The organism is Hassallia byssoidea VB512170 (genome assembly GCF_000817785.2).
GTDB lineage: Bacteria > Cyanobacteriota > Cyanobacteriia > Cyanobacteriales > Nostocaceae > Hassallia > Hassallia carrinoi.
Window position 1 is genome coordinate 17676 of sequence record NZ_JTCM02000067.1, and the last position, 16546, is coordinate 34221.

At 42.0% G+C, this 16546-nt stretch carries 18 protein-coding genes; 10 read left to right on the forward strand and 8 right to left on the reverse strand.

The window, feature by feature from the left end; translation table 11 throughout:
* The first annotated feature begins 171 nt into the window (after positions 1-171).
* From PI95_RS23200 to PI95_RS23210, 3 genes are all read left to right on the forward strand, one after another.
* A complete protein-coding gene (locus tag PI95_RS23200; protein ID WP_039748231.1) occupies positions 172-669 on the forward strand; it encodes a photosystem I reaction center subunit III in 498 nt (165 codons plus the stop codon).
* A 38-nt stretch (positions 670-707) separates the two neighbouring features.
* Positions 708-842: a Photosystem I reaction center subunit IX gene (locus PI95_RS23205; protein ID WP_089125795.1), complete on the forward strand. Its 135-nt coding sequence runs from the start codon at positions 708-710 to the stop codon at positions 840-842.
* Positions 843-1084: 242 nt separating this feature from the next.
* Positions 1085-1606: a photosystem I reaction center subunit XI gene (locus tag PI95_RS23210; protein ID WP_039748229.1), complete on the forward strand. Its 522-nt coding sequence runs from the start codon at positions 1085-1087 to the stop codon at positions 1604-1606.
* A gap of 123 nt (positions 1607-1729) precedes the next feature.
* Here PI95_RS23210 and gmk read toward each other — a convergent pair whose 3' ends face one another.
* Positions 1730-2329, reverse strand: coding sequence for a guanylate kinase (gene gmk / locus PI95_RS23215; protein ID WP_039748227.1), 600 nt, complete (start codon positions 2327-2329; stop codon positions 1730-1732).
* 162 nt (positions 2330-2491) lie between these two features.
* Entirely contained in the window at positions 2492-2758 is a 267-nt protein-coding gene (remA, locus tag PI95_RS23220; protein WP_039748225.1) for an extracellular matrix/biofilm regulator RemA, read from the reverse strand.
* A gap of 371 nt (positions 2759-3129) precedes the next feature.
* On the opposite strand from remA, the gene PI95_RS23225 reads away from it, so the two are divergent.
* The 5 genes from PI95_RS23225 (at position 3130) to PI95_RS23245 (ending at position 5824) form a co-directional block, all read left to right on the forward strand.
* Positions 3130-3303, forward strand: a complete 174-nt coding sequence (locus tag PI95_RS23225; protein WP_163519119.1) for a hypothetical protein — start codon at positions 3130-3132, stop codon at positions 3301-3303.
* Positions 3304-3323: 20 nt separating this feature from the next.
* Entirely contained in the window at positions 3324-3614 is a 291-nt protein-coding gene (locus PI95_RS23230) for a hypothetical protein (protein WP_039748223.1), read from the forward strand.
* A gap of 32 nt (positions 3615-3646) precedes the next feature.
* A complete protein-coding gene (locus PI95_RS23235) occupies positions 3647-4078 on the forward strand; it encodes an aminotransferase class I/II-fold pyridoxal phosphate-dependent enzyme (protein ID WP_052325250.1) in 432 nt (143 codons plus the stop codon).
* Between the two features lie 92 nt (positions 4079-4170).
* A complete protein-coding gene (locus PI95_RS23240) occupies positions 4171-4902 on the forward strand; it encodes an SDR family oxidoreductase (RefSeq protein WP_063842392.1) in 732 nt (243 codons plus the stop codon).
* 49 nt (positions 4903-4951) lie between these two features.
* Positions 4952-5824, forward strand: coding sequence for a fatty acid desaturase family protein (locus tag PI95_RS23245; RefSeq protein ID WP_039748219.1), 873 nt, complete (start codon positions 4952-4954; stop codon positions 5822-5824).
* A 16-nt stretch (positions 5825-5840) separates the two neighbouring features.
* On the opposite strand, the gene PI95_RS23250 is transcribed toward PI95_RS23245, so the two are convergent.
* The 4 genes from PI95_RS23250 to hetZ all read right to left on the reverse strand — a co-directional run bounded on the left by PI95_RS23250 (position 5841) and on the right by hetZ (position 12288).
* Positions 5841-7274, reverse strand: a complete 1434-nt coding sequence (locus tag PI95_RS23250) for an MATE family efflux transporter (RefSeq protein WP_039748218.1) — start codon at positions 7272-7274, stop codon at positions 5841-5843.
* A 188-nt stretch (positions 7275-7462) separates the two neighbouring features.
* Positions 7463-9775, reverse strand: coding sequence for a transglutaminase TgpA family protein (locus PI95_RS23255; RefSeq protein ID WP_039748216.1), 2313 nt, complete (start codon positions 9773-9775; stop codon positions 7463-7465).
* Between the two features lie 349 nt (positions 9776-10124).
* Positions 10125-11105, reverse strand: a complete 981-nt coding sequence (locus PI95_RS23260; protein ID WP_039748214.1) for a hypothetical protein — start codon at positions 11103-11105, stop codon at positions 10125-10127.
* Positions 11098-12288: a heterocyst differentiation protein HetZ gene (gene hetZ / locus PI95_RS23265; protein ID WP_039748211.1), complete on the reverse strand. Its 1191-nt coding sequence runs from the start codon at positions 12286-12288 to the stop codon at positions 11098-11100. The genes PI95_RS23260 and hetZ overlap by 8 nt, the downstream gene beginning before the upstream one ends.
* 203 nt (positions 12289-12491) lie before the next feature.
* Here hetZ and PI95_RS23270 point away from each other — a divergent pair, with 203 nt between their 5' ends.
* Positions 12492-12965: a hypothetical protein gene (locus PI95_RS23270; protein ID WP_039748208.1), complete on the forward strand. Its 474-nt coding sequence runs from the start codon at positions 12492-12494 to the stop codon at positions 12963-12965.
* A gap of 70 nt (positions 12966-13035) precedes the next feature.
* Here PI95_RS23270 and sds read toward each other — a convergent pair whose 3' ends face one another.
* Entirely contained in the window at positions 13036-14007 is a 972-nt protein-coding gene (sds, locus tag PI95_RS23275; protein ID WP_039748206.1) for a solanesyl diphosphate synthase, read from the reverse strand.
* A 1143-nt stretch (positions 14008-15150) separates the two neighbouring features.
* Between sds and PI95_RS23280 the strand changes: the two genes are divergently transcribed.
* The gene (locus tag PI95_RS23280; protein WP_163519120.1) at positions 15151-15348 is read left to right on the forward strand and encodes a hypothetical protein; all 198 of its coding nucleotides are present in this window, start codon (positions 15151-15153) and stop codon (positions 15346-15348) included.
* A 92-nt stretch (positions 15349-15440) separates the two neighbouring features.
* On the opposite strand, the gene murI is transcribed toward PI95_RS23280, so the two are convergent.
* Positions 15441-16313: a glutamate racemase gene (gene murI, locus PI95_RS23285; RefSeq protein WP_039748205.1), complete on the reverse strand. Its 873-nt coding sequence runs from the start codon at positions 16311-16313 to the stop codon at positions 15441-15443.
* Positions 16314-16546 lie beyond the last annotated feature (233 nt).

The following is a 16546-nucleotide window of genomic DNA, read 5'->3' on the forward strand; positions in this document are numbered from 1 at the left end:
GGATTATGGTTAATTGAGACTTGATGTCGAAGCTTTAACTTTTATTTACTTAAACTTTACTCGGTTCCCAGGCAAGAGTATGATGACTTCCTAGTTATGGTGATAAACACTGTACAAGCCGCTTCGTTTTGTACAAAAACTTTTTGTTTCGTAATAAAAGGAAACAACTCAATGAGACGATTGTTTACTTTGGTTTTGGCGATTTGTCTAATGTTCAATTTTGCCCCGCCAGCAAAAGCGTTAGGGGCTGACCTTGTACCCTGCAAGGACTCTCCTGCTTTTCTACAACGGGCAGCAGAGGCGCGTAACACTACCTCAGACCCTGCCTCCGGGCAAAAGCGATTTGAGCGTTATGCCCAAGCTATGTGTGGTCCAGAAGGTTTACCTCATCTGATAGTCGATGGTCGTATAGATCGCGCTGGTGACTTTATAATACCGGGCATTCTCTTTTTGTATATCGCAGGTTGGATTGGTTGGGTAGGTCGCGCCTATCTACAAGCCGTCAAGAAAGAAGGTGGGGACGTAGAAAGAAAGGAAATCATGATCGAAGTGCCAAAGGCATTTTCACTAATGCTGTCAGGCTTTACTTGGCCCCTAGCCGCCCTGAAAGAATTGCTTTCGGGCGAATTGACAGCTAAAGATACCGAAATCCCCATTTCACCACGCTAACAATACACCTCAATTTTACTTATTTGGGAGAATGATTCATGCAGCAGAACTATTTCCTTAAATATCTTTCCCTAGCACCAGTTTTACTGTTCGCTCATTTGATTTTTGTTGCCGTTGTGTGGATTGTATTTAACAACTTGTTCCCCGACTTACTTTTCCACCCGATGCCATAATCGACGCAATTAAACAATTTTGTTAGCAGTTAGTAGTTAGTTGTCAATTAACTACTAACTACTAACTGCTAACAAATTAATTTTGGGAAACTGGTAATGCTGTCAACAGCATACAATTTTGATATCTCTATATATGCTTGCTTAATTAACTTTTCTAAACTTCGCTGTGAAAAATCATATTTAGACACAATTATTACTAATAATAAATAATCAAGCATCTTATTTAGAGGCAAAGACAAAATATGGCGCAAGCAATAGACGCATCAAAAAATCGTCCTAGCGATCCGAGAAATAACGAGGTTGTCTTTCCAGAATGGCGCGATCCGCAGCGGGGAAATCTAGAAACGCCGATTAATGCTTCTGGACTGGTCAAGTGGTACATTAATGCCTTGCCCGCCTATCGCCCAGGTATAACTACCTTCAGACGAGGGCTAGAAGTTGGTATGGCTCATGGTTACTGGATATTTGGTCCCTTTGCCAAATTGGGTCCCCTGCGGAATACAGATAATGCCAACTTAGCTGGGTTACTAGCAACCTTAAGCTTTATTGTGATTCTGACTGGTACCCTTTCTCTGTACGCTAATAGCAATCCTCCCCAACCAGTTGCCACCGTCACTGTACCCAATCCTCCAGATTCTTTTAAAACTAAAGAAGGCTGGAGTAACTTTGGCAGTGCTTTCTTAATCGGTGGTCTTGGTGGTGCAGTAGTTGCTTACCTTGTGGCTTCTAATATCGAACTAATTCAAAGTTTATTCGGCGGTTAGTTTAGTCATTAGTCAAATGACAGTGTGAATAAGATAAGGACACAAAGGAAAGGTTAACTTTTTCTTTGTGTCCTTTATTTGTTGGGGTGAAAAACAATTCCTTCGTGGTTTAAATGTGTTCTGTTAACCAAATAAAGCAGCAGCGATCGCATTTACAGCGGTCTCCAAATCGTCATTCACAATTTGAATATCAAATTCTTCAGCGGCTTTAATTTCTTCTTGGGCACATTGCAGACGACGGGCGATCGCTTCTTCTGAATCCTGTCCGCGATTGCGTATCCGTTGCTCTAACTCTTCAAATGAAGGCGGTAGAATAAATATGCTGAGGGCGCTAGGGAAAGAAGCGCGGATTTGTCGTGCCCCTTCCAACTCAATTTCTAGCACAACCGTCTTACCAGCGCGAATTTGCTTAAGTACCGCTTCACGAGGAGTGCCGTAATAGTTACCCGCAAATTCCGCCCACTCTAGGAATTCACCTTGAGCAACCAATTGTTCAAATTTGTTACGGCTAATAAAGTAATAATTTTTGCCGTCGATTTCTCCAGGGCGGGGAGAACGAGTCGTCACGGATACTGAATAGTATAGCTCCGGATGACGCTGTAGAAGCGATCGCATGAGTGTGCCTTTGCCGACACCACTAGGACCTGTTAAAACAATCAGCCTGCCCAGAGGGGGGCATTCTTTGGTAGTAGCACCATTCTGGATGGATAAAACTTGCATCATCCGCTCAACTTGTGAATTAATCGATAGACATTATTCATTAGTCATTCGCGAGAGCGAGTATAGACTAAAGAATTGGTAGCATGGGTGACAGAAAACTTGTCTAATTCACATATTACTGCTGATATGGCGCAAATAGGGGTGGGGCTTTCAACCCACCCCCAATCAATTATCTACAACTTGATGCTCGCGGGAAACTACAAAGCGATTTGCTACCGTTTCCGGTTGAATCGCTGAGAGAATCACATGGCTGGAATCTGTGATAATTACAGCTCTAGTGCGACGACCATAAGTCGCGTCAATCAGTTGACCTCTGTCTCTTGCGTCAGTAATAATCCGCTTAATCGGGGCAGACTCTGGACTGACAATAGCAACTACTCGATTGGCAGACACGATATTGCCAAAACCGATGTTGATTAACTGAATGTCCATAAAAAAACTTATGCCAAATACAGTGTGAGAAGCTTATTAGTAACTTATTTACATGTTATCTATAAAAAATTGGAGTTACAACGATTAAATTCAAGCCAATAAGCGTTTTTAAATTATCACTGCTTTGTTTTAGCTATTTATGCCCAAATACTACTTAAAATACTTCTCAAGACATAGGCAAAGCAACACTAACACAAGCTATTAAGTAGGTCGGCTAATTAAACATCACTCGCGATCGGTCGGACATAGGGCATGGGGGAGCGCTAGTTTCGTGCAAAGCTGCCAAGCCAAGATAGCCACAAAGGTTTAAGAACTTCTTGCTGAAGCTTCTCGGATTCATACGTTCAACCTAGACCAAGGATATCGGATGTGTGGCAGCGCAAGAGCGCATTGTAAATTTTGCCCCAGATAAATTCAGAGTCGTCCAAGTTTCGGGTCATCGACTTCAAATTCATCTGGGGCAAGGCATAAAACTCTTTTTTACTTCTTTAGTAGATACTAAATTTAAGGAAAAAATAGAAATTAATCGTCAATTTAAGATATAAATAACACTTGGGATTATTTAGTGAGTTTAATTGTGTCGCAAGTTTTTACGAAAGATTTTGAAATTGAATGTCCTCCAAAAAAACGAGTTTGGAGTGAAATTGCTCATCGAATTGGAGAAACGGGACTACCTGGAATACCGATCCGAATCATCTTAACCGCAGTCCGCGAACAGAAGCTGGTGTTTGAATGCAGTTTTCTAGAAACAGACAGAAAGCCTGTCTGGTCTTCTTTATTAAATATTCGTCCTCGTCAAATATCTTCGGCTAAACCTTTTGTCGATGTCTGCTGGATAATTGGGGAAATGTCTTAACCTATGATTCTCAAGTTAGCGATCCATTAAAGTTGTATCTGTATAGCGATCGCGCAACAGGTGATGAAATTGGTGACTTAATTGGTGAACATGGCATTGACTATGAATATTCAAATCAAAGAGGAGTATTACTAATTTTTTCCTTTCAAAATACTGATAATGATTTTGTCTATGTCACTCAAGTTATTGAAGAAATTTATCAAATTATTGCTGGTAAAGAACAGAGACAGGTGTTTGATGAACATTTTTTGGTTCGCACTCCGGTGATACGCTGTTCACCAAGAGAGGCTTTTTTTGGCAAGAAGAAAAAGCTTTTACTTGAGCAAGCTAAAGGTATGATAAGTTGTTGTTGTTTTAAACAAGTTCCTCCAGGTATTCCTATTCTGATACTAGGTGAAGAAATTACCGACTGGCATCTTCAACAGCTACCACCTAATACTGTTCTTGCAGTTGTTAAAGAATAAAGTGTAGATGCGATCGCCAGTGAATCTTACCAATATTATGCAGTAGCTTGTATTTTCGTCGGTACTTTACCCTATAAACAGAAAAGAGATAAATGATTGAGCAAAAAGTTGCAGTGGTGACGGGTGCTAGCCGAGGAATTGGGAGAACAGTAGCTTTTGGCTTGATTGAAGACGGTTTTCGTCTCGCTCTTGTTGCGCGATCTGCTGAAAATTTGCAAGCCGTTGCTTCAGAAATTGCTGCACTCGATTTGCATCCTGACTCACAACCACTACTGTTTGCAATTGACATTACTGAGCGCGATTCTGTACACAAAGTTGTTGCAGAAATTGACAAGGTATGGGGACGTATCGATCTATTTTTCAATAATGCAGGAGCATGGACAGAGGGAACCCTTGACGTGTCAATTGACGAATTTGACAGAATCCTGTCAATTAATTTGAAAGCAGGTTTTTATTTTCTCCAAGCTGTTGTTCCCATCATGAAACGGCAAGGATTTGGTCAGATAGTAAATTTAGTCTGCATCACTGCTAAAGGTGCTGAACCGGATTGGGGTGTATACAGTGCTTCTAAGTATGCCTTTTTCGGGTTAACTGAAGCTATTCACTTTGAGCTAATCAAGCATGGAATCAAAGTCACGGCTATCTGTCCGAGTTGGGTTGATACGAATATGGCTCAACAAGCGGCTACACCCTATCAACCCCACGACATGATTCAAAAAGAGGACATTTTAAATACTATCAGATGGTTATTAAAAATGTCTCCAAAAGCAGCAATCAAGGAGATAGTGATAGATTGCATGAGTGAGTACGTCGAAGGCAAATAGTCCAACATAAACCTAGATTCAATATCAAAAAAATAACGTAATCAAGAAAATGACTGACGCTAATCTTACAGAAAAATTACCAAGTAAACCAATTGACTTTGTTGAACGGAACGATCAAAGAGCGTTCTTAGCATTGCTGAGAGACTGGATGGCAATTTTCTTGATTGTTGCATTTAGTATTTGGATAAACAACATATTTGTTTATCTAGTTTCAGTATGGGCGATCGGTATCTTTCAATTTGCCATTGGAGAGGCGTTGTTACACGAAGCAACACACAATAATTTATTTCAAAACAAATTGTGGAATGAACAGCTAGAGTTTCTCTATGGATTTCCTGTGTTGAGAACAATATCCTCCTATCGGAAACATCATTTTCCCCATCATAAAGGTTTGGGGAGTGAGGAAGACTATATCCCTGAGTACTATGAAATGTTGGGTTTATACAAGGAGGATAAAAATCTGTTCTGGCTCTGGTTTGTTAAACCTGTGATTGGATTTGCCATATATCACTTTTTAATAGACGCATACATTCATCTGAAGAATTTGGATTGGCGTCCATTCAAAAGTGGCTTTAAGGTATCCCTATTCTGGTTGGTTGTTGTGATTGGCTTCTATCTATCGGGACATATCGATATCTTATTGCTATACTGGGTAGTCCCTCTGGTATGGTGCTTTCCTTGTTATGTATATTGGTCTGAGGTACACGATCACTTTCATACTGTCTCCGGGACGAGATCGAACCTTAATTTTCTGGCTAATCTTTTAACTCATAACAACGGTTATCACTATGTTCACCACCTGTACCCTACTATTCCTTGGTACAAGCTGCCAGAGGCACATGAGACTTTGTGTCCAGAGAATGTAGATATCTCAAACGGCTTATTCGATGTCTATAGGAAGTTATCACGCCTCACTGCGTGATATATGCTAAGAGCGACTAAGAAACTGATTTTAAGACAGGAGTTTGCTTTTCATCTGTGGATTTACTCCTGTCTAACTCTTCCTCATCTTCAGCTTTTTGAATAATCTCAGAAATCAAAAGGTAAAAACGATAAATTAAAAACACTGTAGATAGTGAGATTCCTATAGTTAATCCTGACCATAAGCCGATAGAACCCCAATTGAGATGGAAGCAAAGTAGGTAACCGCTTGTCATCCCAATACCCCACTGAAACAGTATGTTAATCACTAAAGGTAAGCGAGCATCTTGGATACCCATCAACGTCCCTAAAGCAATCATGTTAAGTCCAAAAGCGATGAGAAAAAGTGATGAAATTCTCAACAAGGGGATTGCAGATGTGATTCCTAGAACATGATCTGGCTCACTTGCATCTAAAAAGATAGTGGCAATCTGCTCTGGAAATAGAAATAAACCAATGGCAATTAAACTAGTTGTTGCTATACCGATGGCAATTGTGGCAAATCCTGCCATCTTTGCACCAGTGAAGTCACTCTGACCCATCATTTGTCCCACTCGCGTCATGGCAGCGTAAGAGATTGCTATCGGCACAATCAATGATAATTCTATACTTTGCACGACAATTTCATTTGCAGCTAATAGGGTTGTTCCCATATAGCCGCTTAATAAGGCAATCAAGGTAAACAAGAAAAATGTAGAGGCATATTCTAATCCCAGAGGCCAGCCATTTTGCCAAAGTTCGGCTAACACATCTCGATTAAACTGTAAAGAACCAAACAATTTGTATTCTTTAAACGAAGGATGGAAGGCAAGTACGGCAGCAGCAGCAAGGAAATTTACCCAGAAGACAAAAGTGCCAGCCCAACCAATCCCCGCTAATCCTAAACTTGGTAAGCCTAAATTCCCAAATATTAAAAGGTAGTTAGCAATAATATTGAGGGGAATCCTAGTCAGGGCGATCGCACTAATGAGTTGGGGACGATTGAGGGCTGTGGCAATCTCTTTGAGGATCAAGAAACCTACCGCTGCTGGAAAACTCCAAACGATGGCTTTTAAATAAGTACTAGTTAAGGCTACCGTGTCTTTTTGTTGACCCAATAAAAGTAAAATCGAGTCTATATGCCAAGTGAGCAACATCATCGGTAAAGAGAGAACAACCACCAGCCAGAATCCTTGAGCAAAAAGTTGGCGAATGCGATCTGTGTCTCCAGCGCCAAAGGCTTCAGCCGCTAGGGGACTGCCTCCTTCTAAAACCCCCATACACAAGAAAACTAGAGTCTGGAAGGCGATCGCACCCAGAGCACCAGCCGCGAGGGATTCAATGCCTAACAATCCCATCATCACGCTATTGATAAAACTCACGGATGCTTCTGCTAGTTGAATGCCCCCCAAAGGCACTGTTAATTGCAAAGTGGTACGGATTTCTGATAGGAATTTTGACAGCGATCGCATTCAGTTAAGTACTCCTGGGTTGTAGGAGTCAGGTAAATGATTTCTCCTCTAAGTGTATCTAATTAACCTTTAGACTAAAACAGTTATATTTAGAATCAAAAAAGGGGTGTAATTGAATACACCCCCAGTCTGGCTGAAGCACTATCGCATTACCAACTCTTAGCCGCGAAAAAAAGTTGCAAATCGCACTAATTTTTATTAGCCTTTTTCATTTCTTGCCATCTTTGTCGCAATTGCTTCAAGTTTGGAGCCTGACCGCCATAACGCCAGCTATTATATGCTTGGCAAATTTCATCTATAACCTCAGCCGTTGCTTGTGAATGATGCTGGTATGACACGCTAGCATATTCTAAAGGTGTTTGTGCCGGGTGCTTGCTAAAACCTTTTTCGGCTAAAGTTTGCAGCATTTGTTGATAAAGGCTTTCCATTGGGGGCAATTTTCTAAAAGTACGCTGCTTCAACCATTTTTGCCACTGTACCCAACCCAACCAACTTAAAAAAGCCGTTGTAGTTGCTAAAATTAAGCCTGTCAATACACCTAGCCAACCTTGAGAAAATAAAGCAAAAAATTGAGCGATCGCTTTACCAATCCAACTAAATATAGCCCCAAATACATTATTTAACAAACCTGTCACCGGCGAGGGCAACCAGCCTGCAACCCAATTCCAAAATTGCCGCAACACGCTAAAAGTCTGAGTCTCTTCTATCGATGGTGGAATCAGCGGATGATTGGGAATTGGATCAAACGTAAACCAACCATGTTTGGGGAAATACACCTCTGTCATTGCATAAGCATCGGTGTTGCGAACAACATACATCCCCGTGAATGGATTAAACTCTCCGGAACTAAATCCTGCCACCAACCGCGCTGGAATGCCAATAGAACGCAGCATCACCGTCAAAACTGTAGAAAAGTGGTCTGGATAGCCTCCTTTTTGCTTAAACAAAAAGGTTTCTACCAAGTCTTCTTTATCACTTAAATAAGGCAGTCCTAAGGGATTTTCGGGAATAGAATAATTTTGCTTGAGATATTGAGCTAAATAAAGTGCTTTTTCGTAAGCTGAATCAAGAGATTTTTCTGACTTTCCGACTCGTTCGCGGTTGTAATTAGCTAAAATTTCTTCGGTGCGTTGTCGGACTTTTTCGGCAATTTCTGGGGGAATTTGTAGATAGTAATTTTTAATATTTTGGGGATAGTTAGTTGAAGCCTTTCCTAAAGAAGTGCGATCGCGGTAAGGTACATCGGAAATTATCGTATAAGTCAGGTCTGATGATAATCCCACAGGCGATCGCAAAGAACCTTCTTTATCAACAGCTATCATCGGTGTCGGAAAGTATACTTCCTTCGGATAACTCATAGCCGGAATCAAATTAGGCAAATCCGACACCAGAGTGTAAGTTTGTACTATTTCTTTAGTTGGCGTATTTATTGCTGGGGGGTTGAGAAAAATTTGGTAAGACCAAGGCGATCGCTTGACGGTAAGAACTTGTTCATTGCGGGAAATCTCCCATCCTTTACCTGTGTAGCGATCGAACGCCAAAACTCGCCAAAAACCTTCAACTTGCGATCGCACCCGCATTACTACCTTGGGTTTCATTTCTCCCCGCAGGTTTTGGTTAATCTGGCTATTAAAACCGTAATAAAACGTATTATCTAATTGCCCCGGTTTGCCGTTTTTACTTTCCGCCGTGCCGTTGCTATTATTGCCTTGATTATTGGCATTACCTTGGCGCACATAACCGGGATTGATGATACTGCGTCCTGTAAAACCGCCTTTAACTTCGATAGGAGAACTTACAGGGAAAGTCCGCAGTTGATAGCCAGGAAAACGCGGCATAACAGCAAAAATTACCAATCCTAGCCCGACAATTAAAGTAAAAAGTAAAAAGTAATAAGGTAAAAAAGAAGATAACTTTTTAACTTTTATTTTCTCGCTTTTACCTTTTTCCTTTTCTAAGCCGAGGCGAGAACGGTAATCTATAACTAAAGTTGGTAGGGCGATCGCTAAAAATAACATCAACATTGGCGCCAATTCAAAAGTTTGACTTAGCGTCGCTGCCACACCAAGCAAAATCAGCGCGATCGTAATTGAATACCCCAAATCCTTGCGGCGAGGCATATCAAAACTGTGAAGGACTTGTAATTGAACTAGTAACTCAGCTAAACCCAGCCGTGTATCATTCAACTCGCCCAACAATCGCCCTAAGAAAGCACCGAGTGCTACTAACATTCCAATGGCGATACAAAACTTAACCGATACATTAGCATCTCGACGATGGTAATAACTCCAAATCACACCCACTACGCTTAGAGGAATTGCCCAAAAACTAAATTTCGTTTGAGCTGCAATATCCGTCGCCAAAATTCCCACAATTACCAAAGCTAGCACCAGCACCCTAATGGTAATTGAATCTTCCACTTCCATTAAAGGTGAAGAATGCAAATGCCGCCAATAACGATTAACAGGTAAACGCCAACTTATCCTGCACAAATTAAACATTTTGATGAGAAAGCAGCTAATGGGTGTACAAGCAGGCGAGATGATGCAGACGCAACGAACACTACTGCGAGGCACGGTAACTTACACCAATTCTCCATGAAGATGAAACTCAACTTAGCCTGCCTTCGCAGGCTTGGTATTTGTAGCCCCAGGCTTCCAGCCTGAGGGCAATATAGCGCACATCCTTACAGAAAATTAGTATTACCAAAGGAGCGTGTCTTCTTCATAGCCGCTTTTCGTAGACGCCCTAACGACCGCTTTTTTTAAAAGGATGAACCTCAAAACCAGGATAATTATCTTATCAATCGGCGTTTATCAACACTTCGCGTGCTAGCAGTGGTAATATGGGCTACATCATCGGCGAAATGACAAACAAAAGTGATTGTTGCTCTAATTCAGGGAACTCAACCGACAAAGTATAAGTCTGGTTAAGTGGCTGACCGTATAACTCAACACTGACGCATCCCGAAGTAGAAGACATCGCCTTTGCTTGAGTGCCATTTCCTTGGAGTGTCAAAATTCCCGCCGTGGGTAGCTCCCCCATGACGCAGAGTTTTGTCACTCTACCCTGAGACTGATATTCTACTTTGAGGTTGATAGCGCCCGCGCTAGTTAGCCATTCTCTTTCGACTACTGGATTGCTATCTGAAATTGGCAAAGTCAGATTTTCCAGTAATTGTTTAGCTGCTAGCAAAGATAAAGCCATCTGTTGGCGTTTTCCTAAATCGGAGTAATCGCTTTCTTGGATCGGCATTTTCTCTAGAGCGTTTACAGAGCGAGAGGGACTTCTTAGCACCATTCCGGCTAAGTCGTTGAGTGCTTGGGCATCGTTAGGAAACAAGCTCTCGACTACCTGAACTAATTTTGCCCCCAGAGGCAGAGAAGATACCAGCATCGCCTGACATTTTTCTAGCAATTGCCGAAAAACTTTTTCAGGTAAAGATACAGGTATATTCAGTCTCGATTGCTGTGCCATCCACCCGTATGCTGGAACTAATGCAACCGAAGGACTGTCTACGTAATCGGGGTAATCTCTTAATTGGGTTTCCCAAGGGAATAAAGGCGGGTGGTCTTGAATTTGGACTTGTAGCCGACGTTTAATGACGGCTTGGAAACGTTCTTGCACAGTAGGAATTTCTCCCAGTTGAAAGGTTTGGGGTATCCCTTCCGACTCAAAATCACCACTTATGGAAGTGGTGGTTTCAAAGAGCGGATTTTCTACCCCGTCAATTTCCTCACATTCAGCCGAGGGATGCAAGCTTGCTTCGACATCCGATGCCAAAAGCCAAGCGAGTAACTGGTGTTGTAAGGATTCTGAGTCACTATTCATGAGTAGATGCACCTGATCCGGACACTAACGAGTTACGAATTTCCCAAGCTTGTTCCAGAATTTTAAACCACCGCTTTTGCAGTTGTGCCATTGACAACCCTAAAGTTTTGGCAATTTTTTCGTCAGGTTGTCCTTGTTGCTTCAACTCTAATAAAGACCGTTGTTTATCGTCGAGTTGTGCGGTGTAAATTTCCCATTGTTGGGGAGTCAAGCCCAAATTGGTGGGCAAAGAAGCTTCTAACCACTCGTGAACCAATTCCCAGCGATGCAGCAAAGCAAAACGAATCAGGTGATATTTAAAGCGTTGCTGCAAGTAATCGCGCTGGCGAGGAGTTAAACCTAAAATTGACTCAATTTCTTGCGCGGATAAATCTTGAAGGCGAAGGGCGAAGTAATCAGCGCAATCGGTTTGTTGCCGTTGTTCTAGATAGTTCATTAACTCCGTAACCACAACAGAACGCAACGTATCTTCTTCGGGTTCGGGTTCGGGTTGCATCGCCATCGCACTTCGCAATTGCTGCACGGCTGGATCTTCCCAAGAACCATCGCCTTCATTAGCGCTACCTTCTGCGGCTTGTTCGATGTCTACAGAGCTTTCGTTCGGCATTTGTTGAGAGAAAGTTTGCGCCCGCAAAATAATCAGCTGCTGCTGTCGTCCTGGTAGGGGAATCCGGCGCTTGCCATAGCGCTCGGTAAATGCCATATACTCTGCTAATTCCAGAAGACTCTGGGGGCGATAGGTAGAGGGAAGCTGATTTTCGCGCCGGAAAGCGTTTAACGCCTCCAAATAAAAACTTTGTAAGAAATCTTCAATGATCGTCAGCCGTCCCTGATAGCTCAACTGCCTCTGAGGAGGATTAATGTAACGGTAGATAATCGCACTCAAAGTGCTATGTAATTCGACCCTACCCCGATTTGAACCTAACTGGTAGTATCTGAGACACTGTTGTAGCCTATGTTTGGCTAAGGTCATCGCCGAGCTTTCCACTGCACCGGAAGCTTGGATGCGTTTACTTTCATTGCAAATCCGGTAAACTTCGGCGTTAATTCGTGTAGCCACGTCGTGGCAATTCTGCTCCGAAGCTTTGGTTAATTGGCTTAACTCCTTCAACAGGAGTTGAAATATCCCCTCCACTCCGATAGAATTTTCTCCCTGAATAGTTGCGGTTGCGGCTAAATTCATAGTCTCAGTTTAAAAAAACCCTAACATACTTGGTTACAACCTGTATGAACGTAGGTATTGGCTTTTTGGGTTTTGCGTATAAGCTAAACGCAGGCAGATCTGTGTTTAGGATTTGCTTCTCATCTATTATTCCCAGCTCATAGTGAGATTATTCACACGTAAATATCTTATAGCCATTACCCAAAAGTTATTTGCAGGTCGTTATGGACTTAAAAACACAAATTCAATTGCTGATTGACAATGCACCCAACGATGGTATAACACCACAACTTGTCACAGCAATCGCCCCAGTTATTAGCGCGATCGCTTCTGAGTTACGTCACCCCCAGTATTATATTCTCCAAAATTTGGAAAAAGACTGGGTTTTAACTACATTGAGCAACCGTGCAAATCCTGGCGATGTAAAGCGTGCGATCTACGCTTACCCTACCTTAAAGGATGTTCCACTAAGGAACAATGCTGGGCTAGACCCTCAAATAATAGCTGCACCAATAGCGATTGCTGACATTTTGTTTCAACTTGTGGCATTAGAACCCGTAGATAGTATAGTTTTTTTTGAGACTCCTGGCATGAGTACCAACGCTGTGGAAATTAAGCGAACCGAGTTACAGCGCTTAATTCAAGAAACTTTGCAACAAAAACATTCTCGTCCTCAAATTCCACCTGATATTGCTTAAAGGGGCTGGGAGTGGTAACGAGAAAAATTACCTACTCCCTACTCCCTACTTTCTACTCCCTACTCCCTTTTTAATAGAGCCGACTCAGTACATAATCAGTCATATTAGTCAGGGCTTGCCGGCATTCTGAGGGTGGGAGAACCGCAAGATGTTCAATTGCTAGTTTGGCATGTTCGGCTGCTAACTCGCGCGATCGCACTATACCCTGACTATCTTCAATCAGCGCCAGCGCTTGTTCTAAATCGCCAACGTGGGCAAACTCTCGTGAAATCAACACTTCTAAGTATGGTTTTTCTTCCAAAGCGAATAAAACTGGTGCTGTCAAATTCCCACTGATGAGATCCGATCCGGCTGGTTTACCTAAGGTATCTGTCGAAGAAGTGAAATCTAAAATATCATCCACAATCTGAAATGCCAAACCAAGATTACGACCGTAGCCATACAAATGTTCGGCGGTTTCTTGGGAAACGTCGCTCAGTAACCCGGCTGCTTTAGAACTGTTGGCAATTAATGACGCAGTTTTGTAATAGCTCTTTTTTAAGTAAGTTTCAATCGAGGTGTTAGTATCAAAGCGATTTAGTCCCTGCTGGATCTCTCCTGAAGCCAAATCCATAATCACCTCAGACAGCAGTTTCACTACCTCTAAGTTGTTCAGGTTAGCTAAATACCAAGAAGATTGGGCAAATAGAAAATCTCCCGCTAATACAGCAATGCGGTTGCCAAACAAACTATGAACTGTGGGAACCCCACGCCGCATATCTGATTCATCCACCACGTCGTCATGCACTAAGCTTGCCGTGTGAATCATTTCTGTAATTTCTGCTAGGCGTCGGTGTCGCGGCGTGATTTCTTGCTCTAGCATTGTTGAGCGCGATACTAATAGAACAATTGCCGGTCTTATGCGCTTGCCCCCAGCTCCAAATAAATGCTCTGCCGCTGCATAGAGTATGGGGTGGCGATTTCCAACTAGCTGTTTCAGGTTGTCTGCTAGTATTCGCAGGTCTGCTTCCACTGGGGAAAAAAAGGAGGTAGCTGGGGTCATGGATGGGCGGACTCTGGCTTAAGTTAAGAAAGTTTACATATCCTATACTCATTTTAAGATAAGCCTGTGCCGTCGCAAAGTTTTCGCGATCGCAATCCTCGCTATCCGTCACAGAATACCCTTATTTTTTTATGTTTCATCTCCAGCTTTGATTTCCCACTCAAAGCAAAATATAATTTTTTTTTATAGATTATCTCTGTTTCTTTTAAACTGCTAATCTTAAGTTCTAGGTTGATAAAATAGCATGACTCGTATACGCATAGCCTGTTCGTCAAACACCGCTATTGAAGAAAGTTGGGAAATAATATATACTTTATTCTCCTCTGTATAGTTAAGGAAATTTCTGAAAGAGTTTTATTAAGCTTCAAAATAACCTCCATAAGATAGATGTAACTATGCGCCTTAGTAATAAATTTATTTTTGCTTATAGAATCTGTAAGTGACGTTCGCAACAACACCTGAAAGTATCTATAAATACTAGATCCATTATTTATTTCCAACTAAGACTAAATTGTTTCACCATGATTGTGTGGCTGCCTAGAAATTTTTAAATTTAGCACTCTTCGTTGGCTAAAAGTCTGGACTGTTGTGTTACGCTAAAATTAAGGAATTTAAAATTTTTGAGAAATTCACCCCAAAAAGATAAATCATCAATAGGTGATTTTACTCATAATGTGTGGTGAGTCTAAATAACTTGTCGTAGGTTGAATCAAAGAAATTATTCTTTTGATTTTTGCTGCGATGTGCAAGCCTACACGGGAAGGCATTTAGTGAGGGCGGTTTTCGCCGCAACTGATTGTCTGTTGGGAGCGATCGGGTTGCCCTTATGGGAAACCGTTACACGATTTGCTGCATACGTTGAGCATAAGTGTTGCTCCTGCCATGAGGTACGCTTTTGAAGAACGCAGACTGGTAGACTGCTGAAGCAGCAGTTGTAATTGCTATTTAGCAATTTAACTGTTGTGGTAGGTATGGTCTGTGAAAAAACTAATTTAATAATTAATTGGTTAACCGTAGAGAATAAAAACTCTATGGAAAAGTTCACTATAGCAAACTACAGCTATCAAAGATTTACTTTGTTGGCTGAAGTTTTACTAATTCTATGCAATTTTATATTCGTTTGAGAAAGGTGCAGGTAGAAGAATGATTTACGGAAACATGCCTATGATGATTTTTGTTTTAGCTGCGGGTTATTTATTCACCGTCTATTTATTATTAGCTCTGGCGAAGCGAACAGGGCAAAAGCCTGTACCTAAAAGTGTCACTTCAGCTTCTAGCGGGAAACATAAGCGGGAGATATCGCTAACGCCAAATGTGACGAAAGTAGTTAATAGTCAATAAAAGCAAAGTTAGGAGTCAAGAGTCAAGAGTCAAGAGTCAATAGTCAAAGTATCTTTAGACTATGGACTATTGACTTTTTGACTATGGACTAACTAGTCTTTCTGGATGTGAGAAATTGCGGCATCGGTGAAGCGCACAACTTCAACCATTGGGGTACAGCCAAGCCACGGTAAGGAGGACTGGGCAAACTGTTGTGGACAACCACTGACAGCGAAGCGAGTTGGCTGTGGTGGGTGGGTATTTTTTAAGCCCAGAAGGTCTAACTCTTGGGTACAAGCGGCAACGACATGAACAGCTGGGTCAACTAACTTGACAGAGGAAGGTAGAAGCGATCGCAGTACTGGTTCTAAGTGCGGATAATGGGTACAGCCGTAAACTAAAGTATCAATTTGCTGCTGTATTAAAGGTTCCAAATAAGACCGGGCAACATCAGTAGTGTAAGGGTCTTGAATCCGGTTTTGTTCAATCAGGGGCACAAACTCCGGACAACCGACTTGCCAAACTTGAACATCTGGATCAATTTCCAGAATAGCTTGCCGATAAGCATTACTTTTGGCAGTTGCTGGGGTCGCAATTACCCCAATCCGCTTTCCTTGTTGCACTGCTGCCCTCGCTCCTGGGAGAATGACTCCAAGAATCGGCAGGTTAAATTCTTCACGCACCGTCTCTAAAGCTAAAGCAGAACTGGTGTTACATGCCATAATTACCATTTTCACTTGTTGCTGTTGCATCCAAGTGAGAATTTCCCGCACATATTGTAAAATTTCTGCCTGCGAACGAATACCGTAAGGAAGTCGAGCTGTATCCCCAAAGTAAATGATTGATTCGTTGGGGAGTTGCCGATAGAGTTGTCGCAGTACCGTCAAACCACCCACACCACTATCAAAGATGCCAATCGGGGCACGTTGGGGTTCAAGATCGGAATAATGATTTTGATTGCCTTCAAAAATGGAAGATAAAAGCACAGTTTGATTTTTAGTTAGGTTTTGGATTTAAGATACAGGATTATTGGGGATTGGAAATTGGGGATTGGGCATTGGGCAATGGGAATTGGTAATGGGTAATGGGTAATGGGCAATTGTTTAATGGGCATTTCCGGGAGGGATTCACAAACAATAGACACTCATTGACAGCCTTCATCCGAAAATGTCGTGGGGTATCGAGGATCTAGTAAACAAGGCTGTCCATTTTTGTCCAC

Excerpts from the sequence above, each read along its gene's own strand:
- gmk (WP_039748227.1), bottom strand. The coding sequence starts at position 2,329 with ATGATGCAAGTTTTATCCATCCAGAATGGTGCTACTACCAAAGAATGC.
- PI95_RS23255 (WP_039748216.1), bottom strand. The coding sequence starts at position 9,775 with ATGTTTAATTTGTGCAGGATAAGTTGGCGTTTACCTGTTAATCGTTAT.
- PI95_RS23250 (WP_039748218.1), bottom strand. The coding sequence starts at position 7,274 with ATGCGATCGCTGTCAAAATTCCTATCAGAAATCCGTACCACTTTGCAA.
- remA (WP_039748225.1), bottom strand. The coding sequence starts at position 2,758 with ATGGACATTCAGTTAATCAACATCGGTTTTGGCAATATCGTGTCTGCC.
- PI95_RS23260 (WP_039748214.1), bottom strand. The coding sequence starts at position 11,105 with ATGAATAGTGACTCAGAATCCTTACAACACCAGTTACTCGCTTGGCTT.
- PI95_RS23205 (WP_089125795.1), top strand. The coding sequence starts at position 708 with ATGCAGCAGAACTATTTCCTTAAATATCTTTCCCTAGCACCAGTTTTA.
- hetZ (WP_039748211.1), bottom strand. The coding sequence starts at position 12,288 with ATGAATTTAGCCGCAACCGCAACTATTCAGGGAGAAAATTCTATCGGA.
- PI95_RS23245 (WP_039748219.1), top strand. The coding sequence starts at position 4,952 with ATGACTGACGCTAATCTTACAGAAAAATTACCAAGTAAACCAATTGAC.
- PI95_RS23240 (WP_063842392.1), top strand. The coding sequence starts at position 4,171 with ATGATTGAGCAAAAAGTTGCAGTGGTGACGGGTGCTAGCCGAGGAATT.
- PI95_RS23200 (WP_039748231.1), top strand. The coding sequence starts at position 172 with ATGAGACGATTGTTTACTTTGGTTTTGGCGATTTGTCTAATGTTCAAT.
- PI95_RS23210 (WP_039748229.1), top strand. The coding sequence starts at position 1,085 with ATGGCGCAAGCAATAGACGCATCAAAAAATCGTCCTAGCGATCCGAGA.
- PI95_RS23270 (WP_039748208.1), top strand. The coding sequence starts at position 12,492 with ATGGACTTAAAAACACAAATTCAATTGCTGATTGACAATGCACCCAAC.
- PI95_RS23280 (WP_163519120.1), top strand. The coding sequence starts at position 15,151 with ATGATTTACGGAAACATGCCTATGATGATTTTTGTTTTAGCTGCGGGT.
- sds (WP_039748206.1), bottom strand. The coding sequence starts at position 14,007 with ATGACCCCAGCTACCTCCTTTTTTTCCCCAGTGGAAGCAGACCTGCGA.